This is a genomic window from Streptomyces sp. SKN60, from assembly GCF_026236535.1.
In the GTDB taxonomy this organism is placed as follows: Bacteria; Actinomycetota; Actinomycetes; order Streptomycetales; family Streptomycetaceae; genus Streptomyces.
In genome coordinates this window covers 49,874-72,873 of the sequence record NZ_JAHTMW010000028.1, presented here as the reverse complement: position 1 = coordinate 72,873, position 23,000 = coordinate 49,874, and the positions used below count along the sequence as shown (strand labels likewise).

Here is a 23,000-nt window from a genome sequence, read left to right as displayed (position 1 = left end):
CCTACTTCTTGGTCGTACGACGACCCCGCGTGGCCGCCGCCGGGCGCCACGCGCGCAGGTCGTCGTCCGTCAGGCCGTGCCTACCCTGCTCCATCTGCCGGTCGCCCCGGAAGAAGTCGGCCGGCGACGTACCGAAGGTGGCGTCGAACTCGCCGTGCCACTGGTCCAGCCACGGCTGGAGTTCCAGCAGACCAGCGAGGAACGGGGTGACTTCCTCGTCAGTCAGGGACTCGTGCGTGGCGATGTACGTGGTGAGCGCGTACGCCTGCTCCTGGTGGTCCCAGCCGGCCCAGCCGTACAGGTCCGGTGTCGGCACGTTGGCCTGCCCGTACGAGATGAAGCGCTCCTTGGGTACGTCCAGCTTGCCGCGCGCCCGCCAGTAGGAGGGGCGCAGGAAGTCGGCCGAGGTGTACTTCGGCGGGACGGGGATCTTCTCCCGGATCTTCCGCTTGGCCAGCTCGTCCTCGGCGGCGTCCTCCTGACGCTGGCCGTCCCAGACGTCTTCCCAGTCACCGCGCTTCTTCAGCCCGGAGGGCTTGTAGCGCAGGGCGGACAGGAAGGGCACGTGCTCGTCGGTCATCAGCTCGGCGACGACGGCGGGCAGTTCCTTGCGGGGCGCGTAGATCTTCGCGACGGAGACGAAGTCCTCGTCGCGGGACAGGTTGTCGGTCAGCCGCGAGAGCGTGACGAGGGCGGGCATCCCGTTCTCGTCGAACCAGTGGTCGCGGTCCTCGATCCGATTCAGCAGCCAGGACTTCAGTGCCTTTTCCTGGAGAGCGTCCCAGCCCTCGGTGGCCCAGCGTCGCTTGTACTCGGGCCGCTCGACCATCCCGATGGCCCGGGACGACTCGATGGCGTCGATCCGCTTCTGCACGACCTCACGGTAGGCGGCGGGCCAGCGCGCCGGAATCTCCGTGATGGGCGTGGACCCATGCCGCTTGAACCACTCGTCACTGGCCTCGCCTGCGGCGACGCTGCGGGCCAGCACGATCTCGAAGGCGCGCTCACCGAGGGCGAGTTCGGGGATGTCGGGGGAGTCGGGGTCCTCCGAGACCCGCAGATCCTCGGGGTGCAGCTTGTAAAGCGAGTAGACCTGCCAGTCCAGCTCCTCTTGAAGCGCGATTAGCCGCTTGCGAGTGGATTGCCAGGTCGACTTTGCCTTACGGAGCGCAAGTGCACTGGGCGCAGCCTCGGTGACTAGGGTGAGCGGGCTTACGGCAGTTAGGTGTTGGGCAAGGCGGTCGAGGGATTTGGTTGCGCCTGTGGGCTGGATGCTGGGGAGAGGGAATCGTTCGATGTTGGACCCGTTGAATTGGAAGAAGCGTTCCCACATCTCGGTTTTGATCCCGGATTGATAGCCCTCGCTCCCCTTGCTGTGGCAGGCCATCTTGAGCCAAAGGGATGCCGTGGAGCTGTTGAGAAGCCCAATCAGGCGGAGGTGGTCCTCCTCGCTGGCATCCTTGTTGAGCTTGATTACTGGTGAGGTTTGCTTGAAGACGTTACCACCTCGGTCCAGCACGAAATGATTGTGTGTCGCAACTTCCGCAAATGTGATCGATAGCGGAGTTTCGTATGCAGATGCAGTGAACTGCATGTAGTGCCACCATTGGAGGCCGGCGTCCGCCATGTCTCCTTGAAATGTCCGTCGTGCTTCGAGCAGGCGGCGCAACGGCCAGAGTTCGGTGACTAGCTCATCCGTCCGGAGTCCTTGTACATACGGGAACCAGATTGCATCATCCGGGCTAGCGTTCCAGTCGCGAACAATGTCCCCAGTCATGAGGGGGCGAAGGGCAGCGCGATCTGCACTCCTTCGGTATGTGCCCCTAAGAGGGCGAATATACGCCTCGTCTGCCCCTGCACGGATAGCCCGCCCGATGGGTGGCTCAATGGCGGACTTCAAGAGACCAGTCGAAGCTGTCGCGAGCTGCTCGACCATCTCAAGACCACCGTCGGTCAGAACCCAGGGCTGCTTACCGAAGTAGCGATCGCGCTCAAGGTCATCGACGGAGACCCACTTGCTAACTGACCCGGGCTTATCAATCTGTTCCGTAATTGCGTTCCAGACCATGCCTTCTTCGGCCCGCTCAGGTGCGGATGGCTCGCCCTGGATGCTTCGAACTGTACGAATGGTTGCTGAACGTCGGCTACCGCCCATCTGCTTGCCGACCAGGATCACCGTTGGCGTTCCATGCCCTGGGATGTAAGCCCCCGAGGTGTCGATGACCTCCGTCAGCTCCACCTCATGCCTGAAGTACGTCTCGATCAGCCGTGTTCCGAACTCACGCTTCATGAACGAGTTCGCCGTGATCTGGCCGACCACGCCATACCCGCGCCCGCTCTCGGCGTCCCCCACCTTCGCCAGCTCGAAGAACCGCTGCGCGAACGGAACCGACAACGCGTACGTCCCCGCACACGCGTCGTACAGCCCCCGATACAGCTCGTTGAGCTTCTTGTCCTTCACCGTGATGTACGGCGGGTTCCCAACCACCACGTGGTACCGCCCCGGCCTCAAAATCTCCGGGTGCTCGTGCACATCCTCCGTCTCGTACTTGAAGTCCGCGAGTTCGTCCGCGCCCTCTTCCTCCAAGTCGTCGAACAGGTTCCCCTGCTTGTGCCGGTGCTTGATCAGCGAGTCGCCCACCGCCAGGTGAATCGGCCACTCATACCGCGCCGCCTCACCCAGCGTCCGCACCCCACTCGCCGCCATCGCCGCCACCAACAACCGGAACCGCGCAATAGCCACCGCGAACGGGTTCAGATCCACCCCATGCACCGAGTCCAGCGCAGCCCGCACCCGCTCGTGCAGGTCACGTCCCGGCTGCCCATCCCCCCACAGCCGCACTAGCCTCCGAAACGCGCCCAACACAAAGTGCCCCGACCCGCACGTGGGGTCGATCATCTTCAGGCCCTCGTAGCCGAACTCCCGCACCGCAGGGTCCATCGTCCGGTCGAGGATGAACTCCTCCACGAACTCCGGGGTCTGCAGCAGCGCGTACGTCTTCCGGGCCGCCTCGCTCAGGTCCTGGTACAGGTCACCCAGGAACCGGGTGTCCCACCCCTCCGTTCCGTCCTCGTTCAGCGGATCCGTGAAGTCGTGGACAAGAAGACCCTCCTCATCCCTCCCCCGCCAGAAGTCCACCAGTTCCCGCGCACCGTCGTGCGACAGCGGAATCTGGTACAGCGGGTTGTGCCGCCGGTCGAACAGCAGCCGGCCCGCCTGGCCACTCCCCAGCTCCTCGAAGGCGCGCTCCAGCCACCCCCGGTACGTCGGGTCCTCCGAAGTCGCCAGGTAGTCCTCGTACCGTGCCAGCGCCAGGTCCCGACGGTCAGCCCCCGGCGCCGTCAGGTACGGCTCCGGGATCAGCCCGTTGTCCTCGCAGAAGCGCACGAACACAGACCCCAGCACCCACGCGACAGCAACCTGCGTGATCCGCTCATCGAGCCACGTGTTCCACGTCGCCGCCGTACGCCCCAGCTTCCGCGCCCGGTCGTACTCGTCCCGCAGGCGGGCACCCTCGGGAACGACCTTCACCTGCTTGCCCAGGTCGGTCTCGACCGCCTTGACCTGCTGCTTCAGGTCGTCCAACAGGGCTTTGCGGTCGATCACTTCGCGTCTCCAGTTCCCTTGAGTTCGTTCAGACCCGACCGGTGGGCGTTCTTCACCCACGAGTCGGGCAAGTCGATCCATTCGCCCAGGCCCGCCTGGTACGGCACGGCCACAGCGCCCAGCTTCGGCTCCCGCGCCGGGTCCGGCTGCGGCACGAGCAGCCACAGGCCGCGCCCGCCCTGCCGGGCCGCCTCCGCCAGCCGGTCGAGGACGCCCATCGCGTCGTACCGCGCGAAGACGGCCGTCTCCGTCAGCAGCACCGGGCCCGCACCCGCCGCCGGGTCGAGCAGTTCCCGTACCCGCGGCTCCACCGCACCCCACGCTGTCCGCGCGTACTCGGCGAACTTCATCGCCCCCCGCGTGCCCGGCTTCGCCACGTCGGCCTTCAGCAGGGTCTCCCACGTGGGCTTGGTGGCCGGCGGGACGAGGGCGTGCATGGACTCCAGGAACAGCTCGGTCACGGACACCGGGCGCGCGCCGATCCGGTCCGCGGTCAGCCTTCGTACCGCCTCGACCGTACGGCCGTGGTGCACGGTCAGGATCCGGTAGCCGTCCTGGCGGGCGGAGGCGAGGAGGCGCTCGTCGGAGCGGACCGCGCCCGCGAGCAGGGGGTCGTCGGAGTACCGGGTCACCGTGCCGACGCCGGTGGACTGGTGCCCGATGCCGCCGGTCAGGTAGCTGGAGGTGCCGTCCATCCGTGTGGGCAGATAGCGCAGGGTCTTGGTGTCCTCGCGCGTGGACAGGGTGAGCTCGAAGCCGGCGTCGAAGAGGGCCTTCGTCAGGCGGCTGCCGGTCGGCAGCTCGTGGGTCGCGACCCCGCGCGCGTCGGTGACGACGAGTTCGGGGAAGCGGGCGCGGACCCGCTCGTGGATGTCCTCGCCGGTGAGGCCCGGCTGCCGGGCCTCGGGGACGCCCGGGATCATCGGGACCAGGCCGGCCTGGGTGAGCCGCAGGGCGCGGACCAGGGACAGGTCGCGCGGGTAGATCTCCAGGCGCGGGGTGGCGGCGGCGTTGGCCGAAGCCGCGGCGGCCAGTTCGACGAGCCGGCGTTCGTCCCACTCGACGAGGCCGGGCGGCGGGTTGAGCGCGCCGAGGTCGCCGAGGACCGTGGTCGCCGTCGGGAGGGTGTCGAGGCCGGAGAGGCGGTCGGCGGTCTTGCCGAGCCGCATCGCGTAGTCGAGGAGACCGGGGGCCGTCGGGGTGTCCGGGGCGTCGCCCTCCCGGACGTCGAGGGCGAGCAGGCCCGCGGCGAGGGCGTCCTCGGTTGCCTTCCGGTTGGGCTGGTGCTGGAACTCGGCCTCTTCCGGCTCGAGTTGCTCCACCTCCACCACGGCTCGTACGGCCGCGAGGGCGAGTGCGCGGCGCTGTTCGCGCTCGGCCAGCGTCGTACCGCGGCGTACGGCGAGGGCGTCGGCGATCTCCAGGGCGGAGGCGACCCGGCCGAGGCCCCCGAGGAGGTCCATGATCTCCTCGCGCAGGGCCTGGACCGCCGGGTGCTTCTTCCAGCGCTTGCGCTCCTCCTTGAGCATCTGCGGGATGCGGCCGGCCGACAGACCGAGGGCCTCGGCCACGTCCTTCTGCTTGGGCCAGACGCCGATGTCGGGGAGTTCGCCGCGCTCGTTCGGGAGGCGGAGCAGCAGCCGCACCATCTCGATCTTGTTGCTGTTGGAGCGGTTGTTGTTGAGCTCCGGCACGAAGATCGTGGCGAGGGTGTCCAGGCTGACCGAGCGCAGGGCGGAGGCGGTGAGTCCGCCCGCCCCCTCGCCGGTGGCGAGCGAGCCGAGAACGGCCGACTCGGCTGCCGTGAGCTGGGCGAGCTCCTCCTTGGCCTCGGCGCGGCCCTTCGGCGTGAGCGGCGAGACGGGGGCCTCGCGCAGCAGCTTGCCCCACTGGCGCTGGCGGCGCTGCACCTCGGTGCGGGTCTTCGTGCCGAGACCGGGGGCGTTGAGGAGCTTGCTGCGGCTGTAGTCGAGGAGTCCGCCGACGGTGGTGATGCCGAGGCCGTAGAGGAAGGACTCGGCGGCTGGGGTGAGGCCCGCGGAGGAGAGGTGGGTGTCTCGGGTGACGGCGGCGGCGAGCCGTTCGCGCTGCTCGTCGGCGGTGAGCGGCTCGGCCTCGGCGATGGCGGGCGCGCCGGCGGGAGCGGTCTGCTCAGTGGCCGGTTCGGGGTGTCGGGTGCGGTGGCTGGACGGCACCGCCTGGGCGGCGTCCAGGAAGATCTTCTTCCAGGCGTCCCGCATCGGCTTGAGCTCGGGGTACCGCTCCGCGGTGTCGCGGTGCAGCGCTTTGCGGAAAAAGGCGAGCAGCCCGTCCCGTACGGCGGGCTCGAAGGCGTCGGCCGCGATGACGGGGTACGGGAACTCGGCCTCCTTCGTCATGTGCGGCGGCACCGAGCCGTCGCCCCACTTCGGGAGCTCGCCGGACGCCATCTGGTGCAGCGTGACGGCCACCGCGTACCGCTCGGCGTGCGAGTCGTAGGCGGTACGCGTGAGGCCGCCGATGAACGGGTCGAGATAGCCCTCCGTACCGGCATCGTGGTCCGTCGCCGGGTAGCCGGCGAGGGAGAAGTCGATCAGCACCAGCTCGCGCGTGCGGTTGGGGCGGATGCGGATGGCGATGTTGTCGGGCTTGATGTCGCGGTGCCAGACGCTCTCGCCCTCCAGGAAGTCCACGGCCCCGAAGAGGTAGTCGCCGTACGCCTCCAGCTGGTCCATCTGGAGCCGGCCGCGCTCGCGGAGCTGGCGGGCGACGGTCTCCTCGCGGCGCCGGTGCCGCGTGCCCTTGCGGGGAGCGGCGTCGGGGCCTTCGGCCGCCGCCCCGTCGGCGTCGGTGTCCTGGTCGCGCTCGTCCCCGACGTACTCCAGGGCGAGCACGGTCCGGCCCGCGATGCGCAGGGGCTCCGGCTCGACGAGCCGGATGATCCGGGAGTCGGGGCGCAGCCGGCCCATCACCTCGGCCTCGTGGACGAGGATCTCGCCCCGGCTGTCGGAGAGGGCCACTTTGAGCACGGCGAGCGGGCGGGTCTTCCGGACCTCCGCCTCCAGATCCCGTACGAGGAAGGCGCGGCTGGTGGAGCCCGTACCCAGGCGGCGGCGAACCTCCCACCGGCCGCCGAGGACGTCACCGGCCACGGCCTCCAGGGGGTCCTTCTCGGGTACGTCGGCGGTCTCGGGCGCCGTCGGGGACGTCGGTGCGGTGAGGCTGTCCTCGACGTACTCCAGCATCTCCAGGAACTCGTCCACCGTGGACAGCCGCTGACCCGGGCGGTACGCGGTGGCCGCCTGCACCAGCTCGTCGATGTCCGGGGACAGGCCGTCCACGAGCGAGCTGGGGCGCAGGCCCTCGCCCGCCTCCAGGCGGGCGAGCAGCTCGGCCTGGCTGGCGGCGGGCGCCTTGCCGGTGACCAGGAGATAGGTGAGGACGCCGAGACCGTAGACGTCGAGATAGACGGGGTCAGCGTTGAGCGCGGTCAGCTCGGGCGCGAGATAGGGGTCGGAGCCCTCGGAGACATGTGTCACCGAAAGGGCTGTGGGGGCGAAGCGGGTCATGCCCTGCCCGGTGGCGCCGTCCGTGCCGGAGGACCGCTGGGTGGCGATCTGCCAGTCCGAGATCTGCAGCCGCGGGGTCAGCCAGGCGGCCTCCTCCCCGACGGCCTTGCCCTCCCGGCCCCGGTTGCGCGGGATGACGTGGATCGAACGCGCGGCGAGGGCGCGGTGGTGGATCCGGCTGGAGTGGGCGGACCGCATGGTCTCGGCGAGCTGACGGACGAGCGCCATCCGGCCGAGGATGTCGAGCCGCTTGCCGTGCTGGAGGAGGTACTCGTCGAGCCGGAGGGTCTGCGGGTGGTAGTCGAAGATCAGCGCCGGTCCGGCCGAGTGGCCGGACGGGAAGTACTGCTTCAGCTGCACGACGCCGGGGTGACGGAAACGCTGGAGGACTGCCGCCTCACGCCGGGCGGCGTTCTCCACGGAGCGGCGGAGGGAGGCGTCGGAGCCGCGCTCGCTCAGATAGACCCGGACCCGGGCGACCTCGGGCAGCTCGCTGTGGGTGGCCCGGTAGTCCGCCCAGGTGGGGCCGGAGTCGAAGGACTTCCGCTCCAGCTGATACGGGCCGACCTTGTACGCGGCCTCGCTGCGCTTGATGCCGATGCGGTCGAGGGCGGTCTTGATCTCTCGGGAGTCGATCGCGGTGATGCGGCTTCGCTCGTCCCGCGGCGGCTGCTTCAGCATGGTCACGAGCTCGGGGACGGTGTACACGCCGTTCTGGTCGTGGGCGGGGAGGCGGACCCGCAGACCACCGTCGGTGAAGCAGACCGCTTCGCCCACCCACACGCGCTTGCCGTTCTGGCCGAGGAGCGTGGCCAGCTCCTTCGCCTTCTTGTTGACCAGGTGGAGCGGATTGCCGTGGGGGCGGCGGTGACCGCCGGGGGTGGTCTGGACCCAGGTGCCGTTCTCGCTGGTCACGGAGCCGTGCCAGTCCTTCAGCTCGATCATGAACATGCCGCCGGGGGCGACGATGAGCAGATCGACCTCGCGGACGTGCCCGGTGTTCGCGGTGAAGGTGAAGTTCGACCAGGCACGCCACGGGTCGGCATCCGGCAGCTGCGCGCGGATGGCCTCCAGGCCGCGGCGCTCATGGTCGAACTCGGAGTCGGCGACCGTCGTCCACCGGCCTTCCCGCATGCGCTGTCCCCGCCCGTCTCGATTCCCTGCCGACTGATGGATCACCCAGGGCTTGCTCAGAGGCATCGGGGCCGTCCCGACCAGGGCACATCCGTGGGAAATCCTAATGGCGGACGCTGACAGCGGGAGGCGTTCCCGGCATATGCGGTCGTCGCCGGACAGGGAAGCCGGTGATCGTTTCACCCGGATCTTGACGGTTTAGGTCAGAGCGGCCGAATCAGCGTACTTTCGCGCCCTGCCCGTCATGCGGACCCTGAATACAGGTCACCGGAGTCGGCAGAGCCGAGGGGGAATCCGCCGTGTCTGAGCTGTTGTACGTGCCCGTGCTCCGAGCTCGACCGCATGCGGCGAGGGCCTACGCGTGGCAGTCGCCGATCGACCGGCGGCGCATCGCGCCTCTGTGGAACCTGCCACCGAGACCGGAAATCGACGCCCCGGCCCTTACCGCCGGGTTCCGTAAGGACCTGGGCTCGGTCGGGGCGGTCCACAGCCACAGCGACGGGTGGATAGACGCACCCTTCGCGGACGAGACACAGATGACCGTGCTTGCGGACCTCGTGGACGAACGCTGCATGTACGCCCGGCTCCGGCCGGTGACCGGACCGGACCGATCCGCCTTCCAGCAGGGGGCCTCACTCGAAACGGCAACGCGCAGCCACCGAGGCCTCGGCATACGTGTCTCCGTCGCGGGAGAGTGGGACGAGGGAACGGCGGAAGCCGTCCGCTCCCTCCTTGCCCGCGCCGACCCGAGCGTCCGGGTGGACCTGCTCCTGGACATGGGGGCCGTGCTCGCCTCCCGGCCCGACGCGGGCAAGGAGGCCTTGCGGGCGCTCGACGCCCTGTTCCCTCTGGCTCCCTGGCGTGAGGTCTGCGTGCTGAGCGCCGGCTTCCCGCACGTCACCGCGGACATGCTGGAACAGGGCCTGCGGGAGGAACCGCGGTGGGACTGGGCGATGTGGCACGAGATCGCACAGAGCCGGAGGCCGTACCTGCCCGTGGTGAGGTACGGCGACTACGGGACCCAGTCCGTCGACGCCATCGCTCAGCCGCCGAGCGACCCCAACCGGAAGGGAGGGCCCGACTGGGGCTTCCTGCGCTACACGACCGAGCGGGAGTTCGTCATCTCGAAGGTCCTGCACACCGGCAGGCGGACGAGCGACAAGCTCGCGTACAACCGATTGGCGGCCCGCCGCATCGTCGAACTGCCCTCCTTCCGCGGCCTCAGCGCCGGAGCCGCCGAGACCTGGCTTCGCGACCTGGCCGGAGGAGGCGACAGCACCGGGGCCTTCGGGGACTGGCTGGCGGTGGGCAACGCACAGCACATGGCCTACGTCGCCCACACGCTCCGTCCGCAGTGAGGGTCAGCGCACCACCGTGATGCGGTCCGGGCCACCGGTCATCCGGTCACTGCGGTGCAGTGCCTTGATGTCCGCGCTCAAGGTGGTCCGGATGTCGGGACCCAGCCGACGCCAGCCGAAGAAGTCACAGGCCTGCTTCATCAGCTCCTCGGCCGACATGCCGGGACACTCGGCCGCCAGCTCCCACAGCGCCAGCCGGCGCTCGGCAGGCGCGACGTGCAGCACCTTTCGCGCGGCCTCGCCCGCGCCCGGGGTGCGGGCCTGGAGCGTGGTGCGGTGCGTCACGTCGAAGAAGGAGCCCTCCGACGTGACGGTCCCCGACCGTACGAGGGCCTGTGCCACCTGTACGACGGCGGTCCGGGCCCGGCCGCCGGCCCTGGCGAGGCCCCAGGCCTCGCGCGCACGCTGCACGAGGAGATCCTCGTGGACCGGCCCCTCGACCTCGATGACGGCGGCCAGCACCTTGCGCAGCGCGGGCTTGGCCTCCGGGGTGTGCAGCTCGTAGGACGAGCCGGCGCTGATCCATCGGGTCTCGTACGGGGCGCTCCACGCCCGCTCGGCCTGCGTGTCCACGGGCACGCGCTCGTACTCGACGTCGAGCTGGGCGGGCGGGGCGGGCGGCCTCACAGGTGTCGGAGCCGGCGACACACCGCCGGCCGTCACCGGAGCCATCCGTTCCTGCTCCGGGCGGCCGACGGGCGGCGCGTCGTCCACGGGCCCCCGCTGCGCGGGCAGCGGCACGGACGCTCCACCGAGCAGCGACCCCTGGGCGATGGCATGCTCGACCGCCTCGCGCAGGCGCAGCTCGGCCGCCGCCCGGCCCCGGTACCAGTCGGTGCCCCAGATCCGGTACAGCCGCCAGCCCAGTCCGGTCAGGACCTGCTCGCGCAGCCGGTCCCGGTCCCTGGCGGTCTTGGACGAGTGGTACATCGCGCCGTCGCACTCGATTCCGAGGGCGTAGGCGCCGGGCAGGGTGGGGTGACGCAGCCCGATGTCGATGCGGTAGCCGGCGACGCCGACCTGGGACTGGACCTTGTGGCCCCAGCCGCGCAGCACGTCGAGCACCGACTCCTCGAAGGGGCTGTCGGCCTCGGCGTCCGAAGGAAGCAGTTCCTGGGCAAGGACGGACGGCCCGGCCTCCGCGTACTCCAGGTATCGCTTCAGGTGACGGACGCTCTCGTTGGCGCTGTCGGCCAGACTGCCGCCGCGGAAGGAAGCGACGACTTCCATGCGATACCGGGCCCGGGTGACGGCGACGTTCAGGCGCCGCCACCCGCCGCTCTTGTTGATCGGCCCGAAGTTCAGCCCCAGCTTGCCGTGTTCGTCGGGCCCGTAACCGACCGACATGATCATCACGTCACGCTCGTCGCCCTGGACCGACTCGAGGTTCTTGACGAAGAAGCCGTCGAGACGGTCCTCGGTGAAGCAGTGCTCCAGGTCGGGCCTGCTCAGCCGGGCCTGCTGCACGGCGAGGTCGATGGCCGAGGCCTGGGCCTGCGAGAGGGCCACGACGCCGAGGGTGAGGCCTGGGCGGCTGTCGAAATGGTGGAGGACCCGCTGCGCGACGAACGCGGCCTCGGCCTGGTTGTCACGGCGGCCGCCACGGTCGTAGACGCCGTCGGCCTGGAAGAAGGCGACGCCGACGTCGTTGCCCTCCTCCTGTGCGCCGGGGAAGGTGATCATCGAGTTCTGGTAGAACTCGCGGTTGCTGAAGGTGATCAGGTTCTCGTGGCGGCTGCGGTAGTGCCAACGCAGTGGCAGCTCCTGCATGGCCCCGGCCTTGCAGGCGTGCAACAGCGACTCGAAGGAGTCGGGCACGTCCTCGGCGTACTCGTCCGAGTCGTCCTCGACCGTGGCGTCGAAGAACGAGGTCGGCGGCAGCTGCTTCTCGTCTCCCGCCACGACGAGCGTCCGGCCGCGGTAGATGGAGTTGATCGCATCCCCGGGCCGGACCTGCGAAGCCTCGTCGAAGATGACGACGTCGAACTCGAAGTCGGCAGGAAGCATCTGGCTGACCGTGAGCGGGCTCATCATGAAGCACGGCTTGATCGCCTGGACGACCTCACGGGTCCTGCCGAGCAGTTCGCGCACCGGCAGGTGCCGGGTCTTCTTCTCCGCTTCACGCGTGATCACGGCGCCACCGCCGCTGCCGAAACGACGGGGCCGACGCGTGTTGCAGGCCTCGATGACAGCCCTGCCTGCGGCGGCGATCAGCCGCCGGTCGGCCTCGTGGAAGTCGGCGACCCGGGCGTCGAGATCCTCGCCGCGTGTGGTCCGCAGCCGTGCGTCGGACGCCAGAACACCGTCCGCCCAGGCCCGTAGCAGCGCCTGCTCGACGACCTCGGGCAGTTGCTGCGGGTCGAGGCCCTGCTCGGCTGCCGCCGTGACGAGGTCGTCCGCGCCGTGCCGGGCGAGGACCGCGAGCCCGTCGCGGTAGGTCCGCCACTCCTCGGGCCCGCGCGGGTCGCCGTCCAGAGCGTCGACCGTCGCCTGGACCTGGTCGAGAGAACCGAGCAGCGACGGCGAGAGCTGGGCGGAGCGGGCCGGTTCGAAGAGGGCGAGCAAGGCCTCCGCTGCCGCCTCCCAACGGTCGGCGCGCTGCGCCGCAACAGCACACCAGTTGCCCAGCGCACGCCGGATGCTCCCGGCGAGCAGCGCGGCGAGCCGGTCCTGATCCGCCCCATGGGCCAGTTGCAGCGTGGCCAGATCGGCCCGATCGACATCACGCGTCAGCACGGCGATGCGGTCGGCGTTGGCCAGCGCCGCGTCCAGTGCGCCGATCGCCTCCTCCGTACGGGGCGCGTACGGGCCCAGGAGCGTGGAGTGCCGATCGGCCAGGCGGGCCACCTCGGTGTGCGCATCCCGCCAGGCAACGGCATGGACGAGCCGGGCACCGACCGACTTGTCCCAGGTCCCTTCGAGCGTGAGCGCCGTCGCCGCCGCCCGGTCGGACTTGAACTGTGCCGAGAACCGGGACAACAGACCTCGGTGTTGGGCGGAGAAGCGGTCCGCCAGGTCGTGGAGCTCCGCCGCACGCAGCACCTGGTCGCCGAAGAGATCCTCGGCTGCGGCCCGCGCAGCGGACTCGGCGGCGATCGCCTCGCGCAGCTCTGTTGCGGCGGCGTGAGCCTGCGCGAGAGAGGCCGGATCGAACCACCCACGAGGTGGCCGGAACTCGGTCGAGGTCAGGTCGGCCAGCTCACACAGGGCGAAGGCTGCCTCCGGGGCGGCGACATGCGGCATTCCGAAGAGATCGGCAAGCTGACGCAGCTCGACGCCGGTGTCCTCGGGCAGCTGCCCGTCGGCCGGGACCTGCGGAGCGTCGGGGAGTTGCGCACTCAGAGTCCGTACGAGATGCCGCAGCTCTCGCACCGACCTGGGCTCGTCCTGGGAGGTGGCGAAGGGCCGTCGGTCGATGGCCGCGCCCAGCGCGGTCAGTGCTCCGGATGCTTCGGAGACCACTGTGTGCGCAGAGCCTCCCACGAGGCCGCGCCACACGAACGCCGAGCCTTGCGCCGCGGGCCGCCAGGCCCGGCTGATGGCCTGTGCGGCATCGACTGCTTCCCTGAGGGAGCCGGCACTCAGGGTCCGGACGGTCGCGTCGTTCTGCGCGGACGTCGGCAACTGCGGGACGCCGGCCCGCTCCAGCTGGATCAGGCGCCCCAGGACCTGATGAAGGGTGCGCTGCAGAGGCTCTCGGTGCCCGTTCATCGCCGCGGCATGCGCAGACAGATCCGTACGCAACTGCCGGGCCTGGTCGAGCTCGTGCTGCGCGGCTCCGGTGACCCGTGCCTCGGTCGTCAAGACCCTGGCGAGCTCGGTGGCCACGGCCTTCTTGCTCGTGTCGCCGCTGTGCAGGGCCAGGACGAAGTCGCCCAGTCCGACGCTCCGCAGACGGTTGCGTACGACATCCAGCGCCGCGGCCTTCTCACTGACGAAGAGCACGCTGCGGCCGGCGTGCATCAGGGCGGCGATCATATTGGTGATCGTCTGGCTCTTGCCCGTGCCCGGCGGCCCGCTCATGACGAAGGAGCGCTGGTCGAGGACGGCCGCGATGCACTGGCGCTGGGAGGCGTCTGCATCCAGCACCATCGGGCTCGTCTCGGGCAGCTGGATCTCGTCGATACGGTCCAGTTCCGGAGGCTCGAAGCCGATGACGTCGTCGGGCAGGCCCGCATCCGGGCCGAGCGCGACGGCCCGTACCAGCGGATGGGCGAGGATGCGCGCCTCGTTCTGCAGGAGGTCCTGATACATGGACTCCCGGTGGGAGGCGAAGAGCCCCAGCACCACGCGTTCGTCGACCGACCAGCCGTCCAGGCCCGCCGTGACCTTCCGGGCCGCCGAGAGGACAGCGGGCGCATCCGTGACGTCGATGTCGCCGACCGGCCTCCAGTCGACGCCGAGGTGCTCCATCTTCACCGCGAGGGCCGGGTTGTGCATCCGCTCCTGGTTGTCGGCGAGCTGCAGCCTGTACCGCTTGCTGCCCTCCTCGCGCCGGATCTCGACCGGAACCAGGACCAGAGGCGCGGCGCTGCTCTCGTGCGCACCCTCCTCGCACCAATTGACCATGCCGATGCCGAGCCAAAGGACCCACAGGCCGTAGTCGTTGAACATCTGGCCGGACTTGCTGCGCAGCTGGTACAGGGCGCTGTTGAGGCCGGCTTGATTGGTCTTCTGGGTGACCAGGCCGGCGCCCTGGCGAGAGGGGACGACGTCAGTGGCCTTGCGGAGGGTGATGGAGCCGCCTGCATCCGTGAGGTCCCCGTCATCCTCCGCGATCGGAGCAAAGGACCACCCCTGCCGGAGATCGGCCAACAGCGGGTCGATGCCCGGGGACACCACTTCCAGGGTCGCGGTCCTGGTGTGCCTGAAGTTCAGCAGTCGGTTGCGCCCGCCCATGTCCAGCAGGGACTTGCGCCACTCTTCGAGGACGACCTTCAGACGGCCGAGGCCGGGGCCGTCGCCGGAGACGGAGGACGGGTGGAACGGGGCGGGCATGCGGTGAATACCTCCTGAACCGGGCGCGCAGAGCGTCGGTGCGACACCCCGGAGGTAACTGAATATCATCTCATCACCCGATGTGGGTGCCTACTGCAACACACCGTCAGGTTCGCTTTTGTCTCAGGGGGCGGCCTTCTCGCGCGAGCCTCCGGCTGTCAGTGGCATGTGCGAGCCTGATGCGACTGCCTTTGGGAGCGGGGGATGCCATGACCATGCGTGTCAAGCGGGTGTTGGCGGCGGGGGCGGCAGGCCTCCTTGCCGCGGTGGGCGGCGTGACCACCCATCTGGTCACGGACAGCCCGTCATTGACCCTGGGGATCGCACTGACCCTGTTGGTGACGGCCGGAACGGGTGCCCAGATCTGTCTGAACGCCAATGGTGCGTCCTCACAGGCGCCCACCGTCACGGCGGCTGCGCCGGGGGCGATCGCCATTGGTGGTTCTGCCCGTGGCCCCGTGTCCGCCCGCGGGACCGGAAGCGGCGCCCAAATCGTCCCCGGCCACGGGATCACGGCCTCCGGCGTCGGCTCGGTGGCCGTCGGAGGCGATGCACTCGCTTCCGTACGCACCGACTCCGGTGAAGCCCGATGAGGCGCCGGCCTGTGGACGTACGGGCTGAGGGCGATGCGTCCGTGGCGATCGGCGGCGACGCGCACGGCCCGATCCTGGTGAACTCGCCCCAGTTCATCGTCGTCCCCGGCAGCACTCCGGAATCCTCCTCCCGACCGAAGCTGCTACCACCCGACGTGCAGGACTTCACCGGACGTGAGGACGATGTCGACCGTGCGGTGGAGGCAGTGCGCGCGAACTTCTCGTCGCCCGGGACGATGGTGGCGGTCATCTCCGGGCAGCCTGGCATCGGCAAGACAAGCTTCGCGCTGCGCATCGCCCATATGATCGAGCAGGAGTTCACCGGCGGCGTCCTCTACGCCGACCTTCGGGGTGTTGATCCGGTTCCAGCTCCGCCGGACGAGATCGCCCGGCGCTTTCTGCACGTTCTCGGCGTCCCTGACGGTGAGATTCCGGCCGATCCCTACCTCAGGCTGGACCTGTACCGGCACAGGACCGCCGGCCGGGGCCTCCTGGTCGTCCTGGACAACGCCGCCGACGAACGACAGGTCCGGCCCTTGCTGCCCTCCGGGCCGGGAACCGCCGTCCTCGTCACCAGCCGGAACAGGCTGGCCGGACTGGAGTCGACGCATCGATTCGATCTCGCAGTCTTCTCGACTCGTACGTCGTTTGACTTCCTGGAACGCGTCACGGGCCGGACACTCGCAGGCGCGGAGGCCCAGGCAGCGATCGAGGTGGCCGAGCACTGTGACCACCTCCCCCTCGCACTTCGCATCGCCGCATACCGCGTGCAGTCCAGTCCGCGCATCAGGATGGCCGACCTTGCCGTCGAACTGCACGACGAGCACGAGCGGCTGGACGCTCTCTCCGTGGGTGATCTCGCAGTGCGCAAGGCGTTCAACCTTTCCTACCGAAAGCTGGGGAAGGCGAGCAGGAACACCTTCAAGAAGGTGGCCCATGTCCCCACCTCGGAGTTCGGACCTGGTATCTGCGGTGCGCTGACGGGCAGCGGGGAAGCTCAGGCACGGAAGGCCTTGCGGAAACTTGCCGAGGCGAACCTGGTCGAACCGTCCGCGGTGGCCGGCCGGTACCGGATTCACGACCTGCTGAAGGAGTTCGTCAGAGAGAAAGCGCTGAAGGGATCACCTACTGAGTCCGCCGCGGACGTACGACGCATGATTCTGTGGCTGCAGAACTCCGCCCTTCGTGCGCAGAACCACATCGTGGGCGTCCTCGAGGTGGAGGTTCCCACCAGCACCGGCGCAGCCGTGGGTTCCTTCGAAGAAGCCGTTACCTGGGTGGAACAAGAGATCGCCAACGCAGTTGGCGCCCTAGTGATGTCCGAAGCGCTTGGTCGGCCGAAGGACACGGCTACCTTCGCACTGTCCCTCAATCTCGTCTGCCAGACCGTCGGACGATGGGACGAGTGGGCCACCGTGTGCGCGACAGGGCTGAGAGCCTCAACAGCTGCCGAAGAGCCCGAGCTACGGGTCACGTTTCTCACAGAAACCGCCAACCTGGCACGCTACCGGAGGGACTTCGCCACCGCGCTCACTCATGCCAGCCAAGCGCACGACGAATCGCGTGCAACGAAGGCGGTGGCACTCATCACTGGTACAGCGAGCCTGATGGGGTGTCTGCTGATGGACCTCGGGCGCCGGAATGAGGCGCTTCCGCTGCTGCACGAGAGTCTTGAGCTGGCCGAGCGCTTCAACATGAAACACGAAGTCGGCAAGGCTCTCTACAACTTGGGCACGATCCATCGTGACTCCGGCGAACTACGCACTGCTCTCCCGTATTTCGAGCGAGACCTTGCCGTGTGCCGCGAGACGTCGGATGAAGCAGGCGCGGCAGAGACGATGAACACCATGGGCATCACCTACGCTGAACTGGGTGAGCCTCAAACGGCTGAGAAGTTGCAACGCGACGCCCTGAGCATCTTCTCTCGGCTCAGGAACCCCCACAAGATCAGCATGGTTCTCAACGACCTTGCCCTCACCTTCCGTCGCCAAGGACGGTTCGAGGAAGCCCTGTCGCTCCACGCGGAGGATATTGAGCTGTGCCGTTCCTCAGGCAATACCTCGGGTGAAGGTGTGGCACATGGGAACGCTGCCGAGATCCTCTACCGTCTGGGGCGGATCGACGAGGCTGTGGAGCGTGCGGCCCTCGCACGGGATCGGTTCGTGGAACTCGGTGACCGACAACGCTTCGCTCAGACTGTGGTTTCCCAGATCTCTGTCCTCTTTCATGGGGGTCCTCACGCCGAAAGCATTGCGGTGGTCAACCAGGCCCTCCAAATCCTGGCTGAGTTCGACGAAGCGAAGACGATAGCTTTGGCTCACTTCGCCCTCGCAAGGGAATACCGAGAGAAGTCGCTGTGGGAAGAGACCTTCACACACGCCGTGCTCGCGCTCAGCGACGACGGCAAGGTGCTGCCTCCGGTCACACGGATCGCGACGTGCGTACTGGCTCTCGAAGCCGCGGCACAGCTGCACCGATGGGATGCTGTTCGGCAGTACGAGCGGCTTCTCGGGGGCATCCAGGTGGAGAATCCGGATATCTCCGTGCCGGATCACTGGGTTGAGCGCGCCCGCAGCGCCACGGGCGCAATGGCCGCCTCCGGCGAGTAATCACAGAGCGCTTCCGCCGACCACGAAGAGACCGAGCACCCCATTACCCGCTGCGCTGCAGGGGATGGGGCGCTCGGCACGAAGGTCGGCCACCAGCCGGACGTCCTAGATGTCCCGGAAGATCTCGATCTGCGCCCCCACCGAGTTCAGCCGCTCCGCCAGGTCCTCGTAGCCGCGGTTGATGACGTAGACGTTGCGCAGCACCGAGGTGCCCTCCGCCGCCATCATCGCGAGGAGGACGACCACCGCAGGGCGGAGGGCCGGGGGGCACATCATCTCGGCGGCGCGCCAGCGGGTGGGGCCCTCGACCAGGACGCGGTGGGGGTCGAGGAGCTGGAGGCGGCCGCCGAGGCGGTTGAGGTCGGTGAGGTAGATGGCGCGGTTGTCGTAGACCCAGTCGTGGATCAGGGTCTTGCCCTGGGCCGTGGCCGCGATGGCCGCGAAGAAGGGGACGTTGTCGATGTTGAGGCCCGGGAAGGGCATCGGGTGGATCTTGTCGATCGGCGCCTCCAGCTTGGAGGGGCGGACCGTCAGGTCGACCAGGCGGGTGCGGCCGTTGTCGGCGGGGTACTCGGCCGAGCGGTCGTGATCGAGGCCCATCTCCTCCAGGACCGCGAGCTCGATCTCCATGAACTCGATCGGGACCCGGCGGATCGTGAGCTCCGACTCCGTGACGACGGCGGCGGCGAGCAGGCTCATCGCCTCGACCGGGTCCTCGGAGGGGGAGTAGTCGACGTCGACGTCGATCTGCGGGACGCCGTGGACGGTCAGCGTGGTGGTGCCGATGCCGTCGACCCGTACGCCCAGGGCCTCCAGGAAGAAGCACAGGTCCTGGACCATGTAGTTGGAGGAGGCGTTGCGGATGACGGTGACGCCGTCGTGGCGGGCGGCGGCGAGGAGGGCGTTCTCGGTCACCGTGTCGCCGCGCTCGGTCAGCACGATCGGGCGGTCCGGGGCGACGGCGCGCTCGACCTGGGCGTGGTAGAGGCCCTCGGTGGCGGTGATGTCGAGGCCGAAGCGGCGCAGCGCGATCATGTGCGGCTCGATCGTGCGCGTACCGAGGTCGCAGCCGCCCGCGTACGGCAGCTTGAAGCGGTCGAGGCGGTGCAGCAGCGGGCCGAGGAACATGATGATGGAGCGGGTGCGGATGGCGGCCTCGGCGTCGATGGACTCCATGTCCAGCTCGGCCGGCGGCACGATCTCCAGGTCGACGCCCTCGTTGATCCAGCGGGTGCGGACGCCGATGGAGTTGAGGACTTCGAGGAGCCGGAAGACCTCCTCGATCCGCGCCACCCGGCGCAGCACCGTGCGGCCCTTGTTGAGCAGCGAGGCGCAGAGCAGCGCGACACAGGCGTTCTTGCTGGTCTTGACGTCGATGGCGCCGGAGAGCCGGCGGCGGCCGACGACGCGCAGATGCATCGGGCCGGCGTAGCCGAGGGAGACGATCTCGCTGTCGAGGGCCTCGCCGATGCGGGCGATCATCTCAAGGCTGATGTTCTGGTTGCCGCGTTCGATCCGGTTGACGGCGCTCTGGCTGGTGGCCAGGGCCTCGGCGAGCTGCGTCTGGGTCCAGCCGCGGTGCTGCCGTGCGTCACGGATGAGCTTGCCGATGCGTACGAGGTAGTCGTCTGCCATGGCGTCACGTTATCTCAGATATGAGATGTGACGATCACCGGGGTGCGGCAATCGGGTGACGTGTCGTTACTTATGAGGCTATATGACCGATTCGGCCTACGTGGGGAGGTCGAGCGCTGTGGGGTGTCGCGGCTCGTAGAGCGGCAGCTCGGTCCCGCTCGGCAGCCGTACCGCCGCGAGCAGGCCCCAGGACTGCTCGGTGATGGGCCGTGAGATCTCGGCGCCCCGGTCCTCCAGGTCGGCCAGGGTGCGGGTGAGGTCCTCGCACATCAGATAGACCTCGTGCTTCGGCTCGTCCTCTGTCGGGTGCACCGCGATCTCGGCGGGTGGCAGCTTGAACACGAGCCAGCCCCGGCCGGCGTCCACGTGCGGGAAGCCGAGGACGTCCTTGAGGAAGGCGCGGTCGGCCTCCGCGTCGCGGGTGTAGAGGATGACGTGCGCGCCGCTGAACATGCTCCGATCCTCGACCCGTCCCGCGCCCCCGGCAACGCGCACGCGTCCGAATGGACCCCTGTGTCCCGTGCGTGTGGGGGATGCGCGGGAGACGCGCGCGATCCGAGGCGGTCCGGGCATGACCGACCGCCGGTGATGTACTAGAGTTATCTCGACATCGAGATATCTGCCGAGGCGCACCGCTGCCGCCACCCTGGTAAGGGTTACCTAACTTAGCCTTACCTTAGCGGATCGACGACGAGTACGTGGCGGCAGGATGTGGTGGAACGCGCACATATATGAAGGAGACTGTCGTGTCGGCGAACAGCTTCGACGCCCGCAGCACGCTGCGCGTGGGCGACGAGTCGTACGAGATCTTCAAGCTGGACAAGGTCGAGGGCTCCGCGCGCCTCCCTTACAGCCTGAAGGTCCTCCTGGAGAACCTGCTCCGCACCGAGGACGGCGCGAACATCACCGCCGACCACATCCGGGCCCTGGGCAACTGGGACTCCCAGGCCCAGCCCAGCCAGGAGATCCAGTTCACGCCGGCCCGCGTGATCATGCAGGACTTCACCGGTGTCCCCTGTGTCGTCGACCTGGCCACCATGCGTGAGGCCGTCGCGGCGCTCGGCGGCGACCCGGCGAAGATCAACCCGCTGTCCCCGGCCGAGATGGTCATCGACCACTCCGTCATCGCCGACAAGTTCGGCACGAACTCCGCCTTCGCGGAGAACGTCGAGCTGGAGTACGGCCGCAACAAGGAGCGCTACCAGTTCCTGCGCTGGGGCCAGACCGCGTTCGACGACTTCAAGGTCGTCCCGCCGGGCACCGGCATCGTCCACCAGGTGAACATCGAGCACCTGGCCCGCACCGTCATGGTCCGCAACGGCCAGGCCTACCCCGACACCCTGGTCGGCACCGACTCCCACACCACCATGGTCAACGGCCTCGGTGTGCTCGGCTGGGGCGTCGGCGGCATCGAGGCCGAGGCCGCGATGCTCGGCCAGCCGGTCTCCATGCTCATCCCGCGCGTCGTCGGCTTCAAGCTGACCGGCGAGCTGCCCACCGGCACCACCGCCACCGACCTGGTGCTGACCATCACCGAGATGCTGCGCAAGCACGGTGTCGTCGGCAAGTTCGTCGAGTTCTACGGTGAGGGCGTCGCCGCCACCTCCCTCGCGAACCGCGCCACCATCGGCAACATGTCGCCGGAGTTCGGCTCCACCGCCGCGGTCTTCCCGATCGACGACGAGACCCTGAACTACCTCAAGCTCACCGGCCGCTCCGAGCAGCAGGTCGCGCTCGTCGAGGCGTACGCCAAGGAGCAGGGCCTCTGGCTGGACCCGAAGGCCGAGCCGGACTTCTCCGAGAAGCTGGAGCTCGACCTCTCCACGGTCGTCCCGTCGATCGCCGGCCCGAAGCGCCCGCAGGACCGCATCATCCTCGCGAACGCCGCCGAGCAGTTCAAGACGGACGTCCTCAACTACGTCTCCACCGCCGACGAGGCCGAGCTGGAGTCCTTCCCGGCCTCCGACGCCCCGGCCAACCACCCGAACGGTGGCGCCCCGTCGAACCCGGTCCAGGTCACCGCCCCCGACGGCACGACCTACACCCTCGACCACGGCGCGGTGACGGTCGCGGCCATCACCTCCTGCACCAACACCTCGAACCCGTACGTCATGGTCGCCGCCGCGCTCGTCGCGAAGAAGGCCGTGGAGAAGGGCCTGACCCGCAAGCCGTGGGTCAAGACCACCCTCGCCCCGGGCTCGAAGGTCGTCACCGACTACTTCGACAAGGCGGGCCTCACCCCGTACCTCGACAAGGTCGGCTTCAACCTCGTCGGCTACGGCTGCACCACCTGCATCGGCAACTCCGGCCCGCTGCCGGAGGAGGTCTCCAAGGCCGTCAACGACCACGACCTCGCCGTGACCTCGGTGCTCTCGGGCAACCGCAACTTCGAGGGTCGCATCAACCCCGACGTCAAGATGAACTACCTGGCCTCCCCGCCGCTGGTCGTCGCGTACGCCATCGCGGGCTCCATGAAGGTGGACATCACCAAGGACGCGCTCGGTGTCGACACCGAGGGCAACGCGGTCTACCTCAAGGACATCTGGCCGTCCGAGGCCGAGGTGAACGACGTCGTCGCCAACGCCATCGGCGAGGACATGTTCTCCAAGTCCTACCAGGACGTCTTCGCCGGCGACGCCCAGTGGCAGGCGCTGTCGATCCCGACCGGCAACACCTTCGAGTGGGACGCCGAGTCGACCTACGTCCGCAAGCCCCCGTACTTCGAGGGCATGACGATGGAGACCACCCCGGTCACCGACATCACGGGCGCCCGCGTGCTCGCGAAGCTCGGCGACTCGGTCACCACCGACCACATCTCCCCGGCCGGTGCCATCAAGGCCGACACCCCGGCCGGCAAGTACCTCACCGAGCACGGTGTGGAGCGTCGTGACTTCAACTCCTACGGCTCGCGCCGAGGCAACCACGAGGTCATGATCCGCGGCACCTTCGCCAACATCCGCCTGCGCAACCAGATCGCGCCGGGCACCGAGGGCGGCTTCACCCGCGACTTCACCCGGTCCGCAGAAGGTGCCCCGGTGTCGTTCATCTACGACGCCTCGCAGAACTACCAGGCCGCCGGCACCCCGCTGGTCATCCTCGGTGGCAAGGAGTACGGCTCCGGCTCGTCCCGCGACTGGGCCGCCAAGGGCACCGCGCTCCTCGGCGTCAAGGCCGTCATCACCGAGTCGTACGAGCGCATCCACCGCTCGAACCTCATCGGCATGGGCGTCCTTCCGCTCCAGTTCCCGGCCGGCCAGTCGGCCGACTCGCTCGGCCTGACCGGCGAGGAGACCTTCTCCATCACCGGCATCACCGAGCTGAACGAGGGCACCACCCCCAGCACGGTGAAGGTCACCACCGACACCGGTGTCGAGTTCGACGCGGTCGTCCGCATCGACACCCCCGGTGAGGCGGACTACTACCGCAACGGCGGCATCATGCAGTACGTGCTGCGCAACCTGATCCGCGGCTAAGGATCAGGGTCAGGACGGCAAGGGCCCTCTCCCCGCTCGGGGAGA

General features: G+C 68.7%; 9 protein-coding genes. 4 read left to right on the top strand and 5 right to left on the bottom strand.

Features of this window, described 5'->3' with window-relative positions; translation table 11 throughout:
* Position 1: 1 nt before the first annotated feature.
* Both pglX and pglW read right to left on the bottom strand, forming a co-directional pair.
* Complete coding sequence (gene pglX, locus KV205_RS32615; RefSeq protein WP_265868458.1) at positions 2-3,607, bottom strand: BREX-2 system adenine-specific DNA-methyltransferase PglX; 3,606 nt, start codon at positions 3,605-3,607, stop codon at positions 2-4.
* Positions 3,604-8,289 (bottom strand): BREX system serine/threonine kinase PglW, encoded by a 4,686-nt coding sequence (pglW, locus tag KV205_RS32610; protein WP_265868457.1) that lies wholly within the window; start codon positions 8,287-8,289, stop codon positions 3,604-3,606. The genes pglX and pglW overlap by 4 nt, the downstream gene beginning before the upstream one ends.
* Before the next feature lie 299 nt (positions 8,290-8,588).
* Between pglW and KV205_RS32605 the strand changes: the two genes are divergently transcribed.
* A complete protein-coding gene (locus KV205_RS32605) occupies positions 8,589-9,647 on the top strand; it encodes a beta family protein (RefSeq protein ID WP_308404124.1) in 1,059 nt (352 codons plus the stop codon).
* Positions 9,648-9,650: 3 nt separating this feature from the next.
* Here the strand turns inward: KV205_RS32605 and KV205_RS32600 are convergent, their stop codons facing one another.
* A complete protein-coding gene (locus KV205_RS32600; protein WP_265868456.1) occupies positions 9,651-14,645 on the bottom strand; it encodes a DUF3320 domain-containing protein in 4,995 nt (1,664 codons plus the stop codon).
* A 209-nt stretch (positions 14,646-14,854) separates the two neighbouring features.
* On the opposite strand from KV205_RS32600, the gene KV205_RS32595 reads away from it, so the two are divergent.
* Both KV205_RS32595 and KV205_RS36365 read left to right on the top strand, forming a co-directional pair.
* On the top strand, positions 14,855-15,238 hold the full coding sequence (locus KV205_RS32595; RefSeq protein ID WP_265868455.1) for a hypothetical protein: 384 nt from the start codon (positions 14,855-14,857) through the stop codon (positions 15,236-15,238).
* 41 nt (positions 15,239-15,279) lie between these two features.
* Positions 15,280-17,847, top strand: a complete 2,568-nt coding sequence (locus tag KV205_RS36365) for a tetratricopeptide repeat protein (RefSeq protein ID WP_265868454.1) — start codon at positions 15,280-15,282, stop codon at positions 17,845-17,847.
* A gap of 105 nt (positions 17,848-17,952) precedes the next feature.
* Here the strand turns inward: KV205_RS36365 and KV205_RS32585 are convergent, their stop codons facing one another.
* Positions 17,953-19,482, bottom strand: a complete 1,530-nt coding sequence (locus KV205_RS32585) for a UDP-N-acetylglucosamine 1-carboxyvinyltransferase (protein WP_265868453.1) — start codon at positions 19,480-19,482, stop codon at positions 17,953-17,955.
* Between the two features lie 96 nt (positions 19,483-19,578).
* Positions 19,579-19,935 (bottom strand): VOC family protein, encoded by a 357-nt coding sequence (locus tag KV205_RS32580; RefSeq protein ID WP_265868452.1) that lies wholly within the window; start codon positions 19,933-19,935, stop codon positions 19,579-19,581.
* Between the two features lie 293 nt (positions 19,936-20,228).
* Here KV205_RS32580 and acnA point away from each other — a divergent pair, with 293 nt between their 5' ends.
* Positions 20,229-22,955 carry an aconitate hydratase AcnA gene (acnA, locus tag KV205_RS32575; protein WP_308404123.1) on the top strand — a complete coding sequence of 909 codons (2,727 nt, stop codon included), beginning with the start codon at positions 20,229-20,231 and terminating at the stop codon, positions 22,953-22,955.
* Positions 22,956-23,000: the final 45 nt, after the last annotated feature.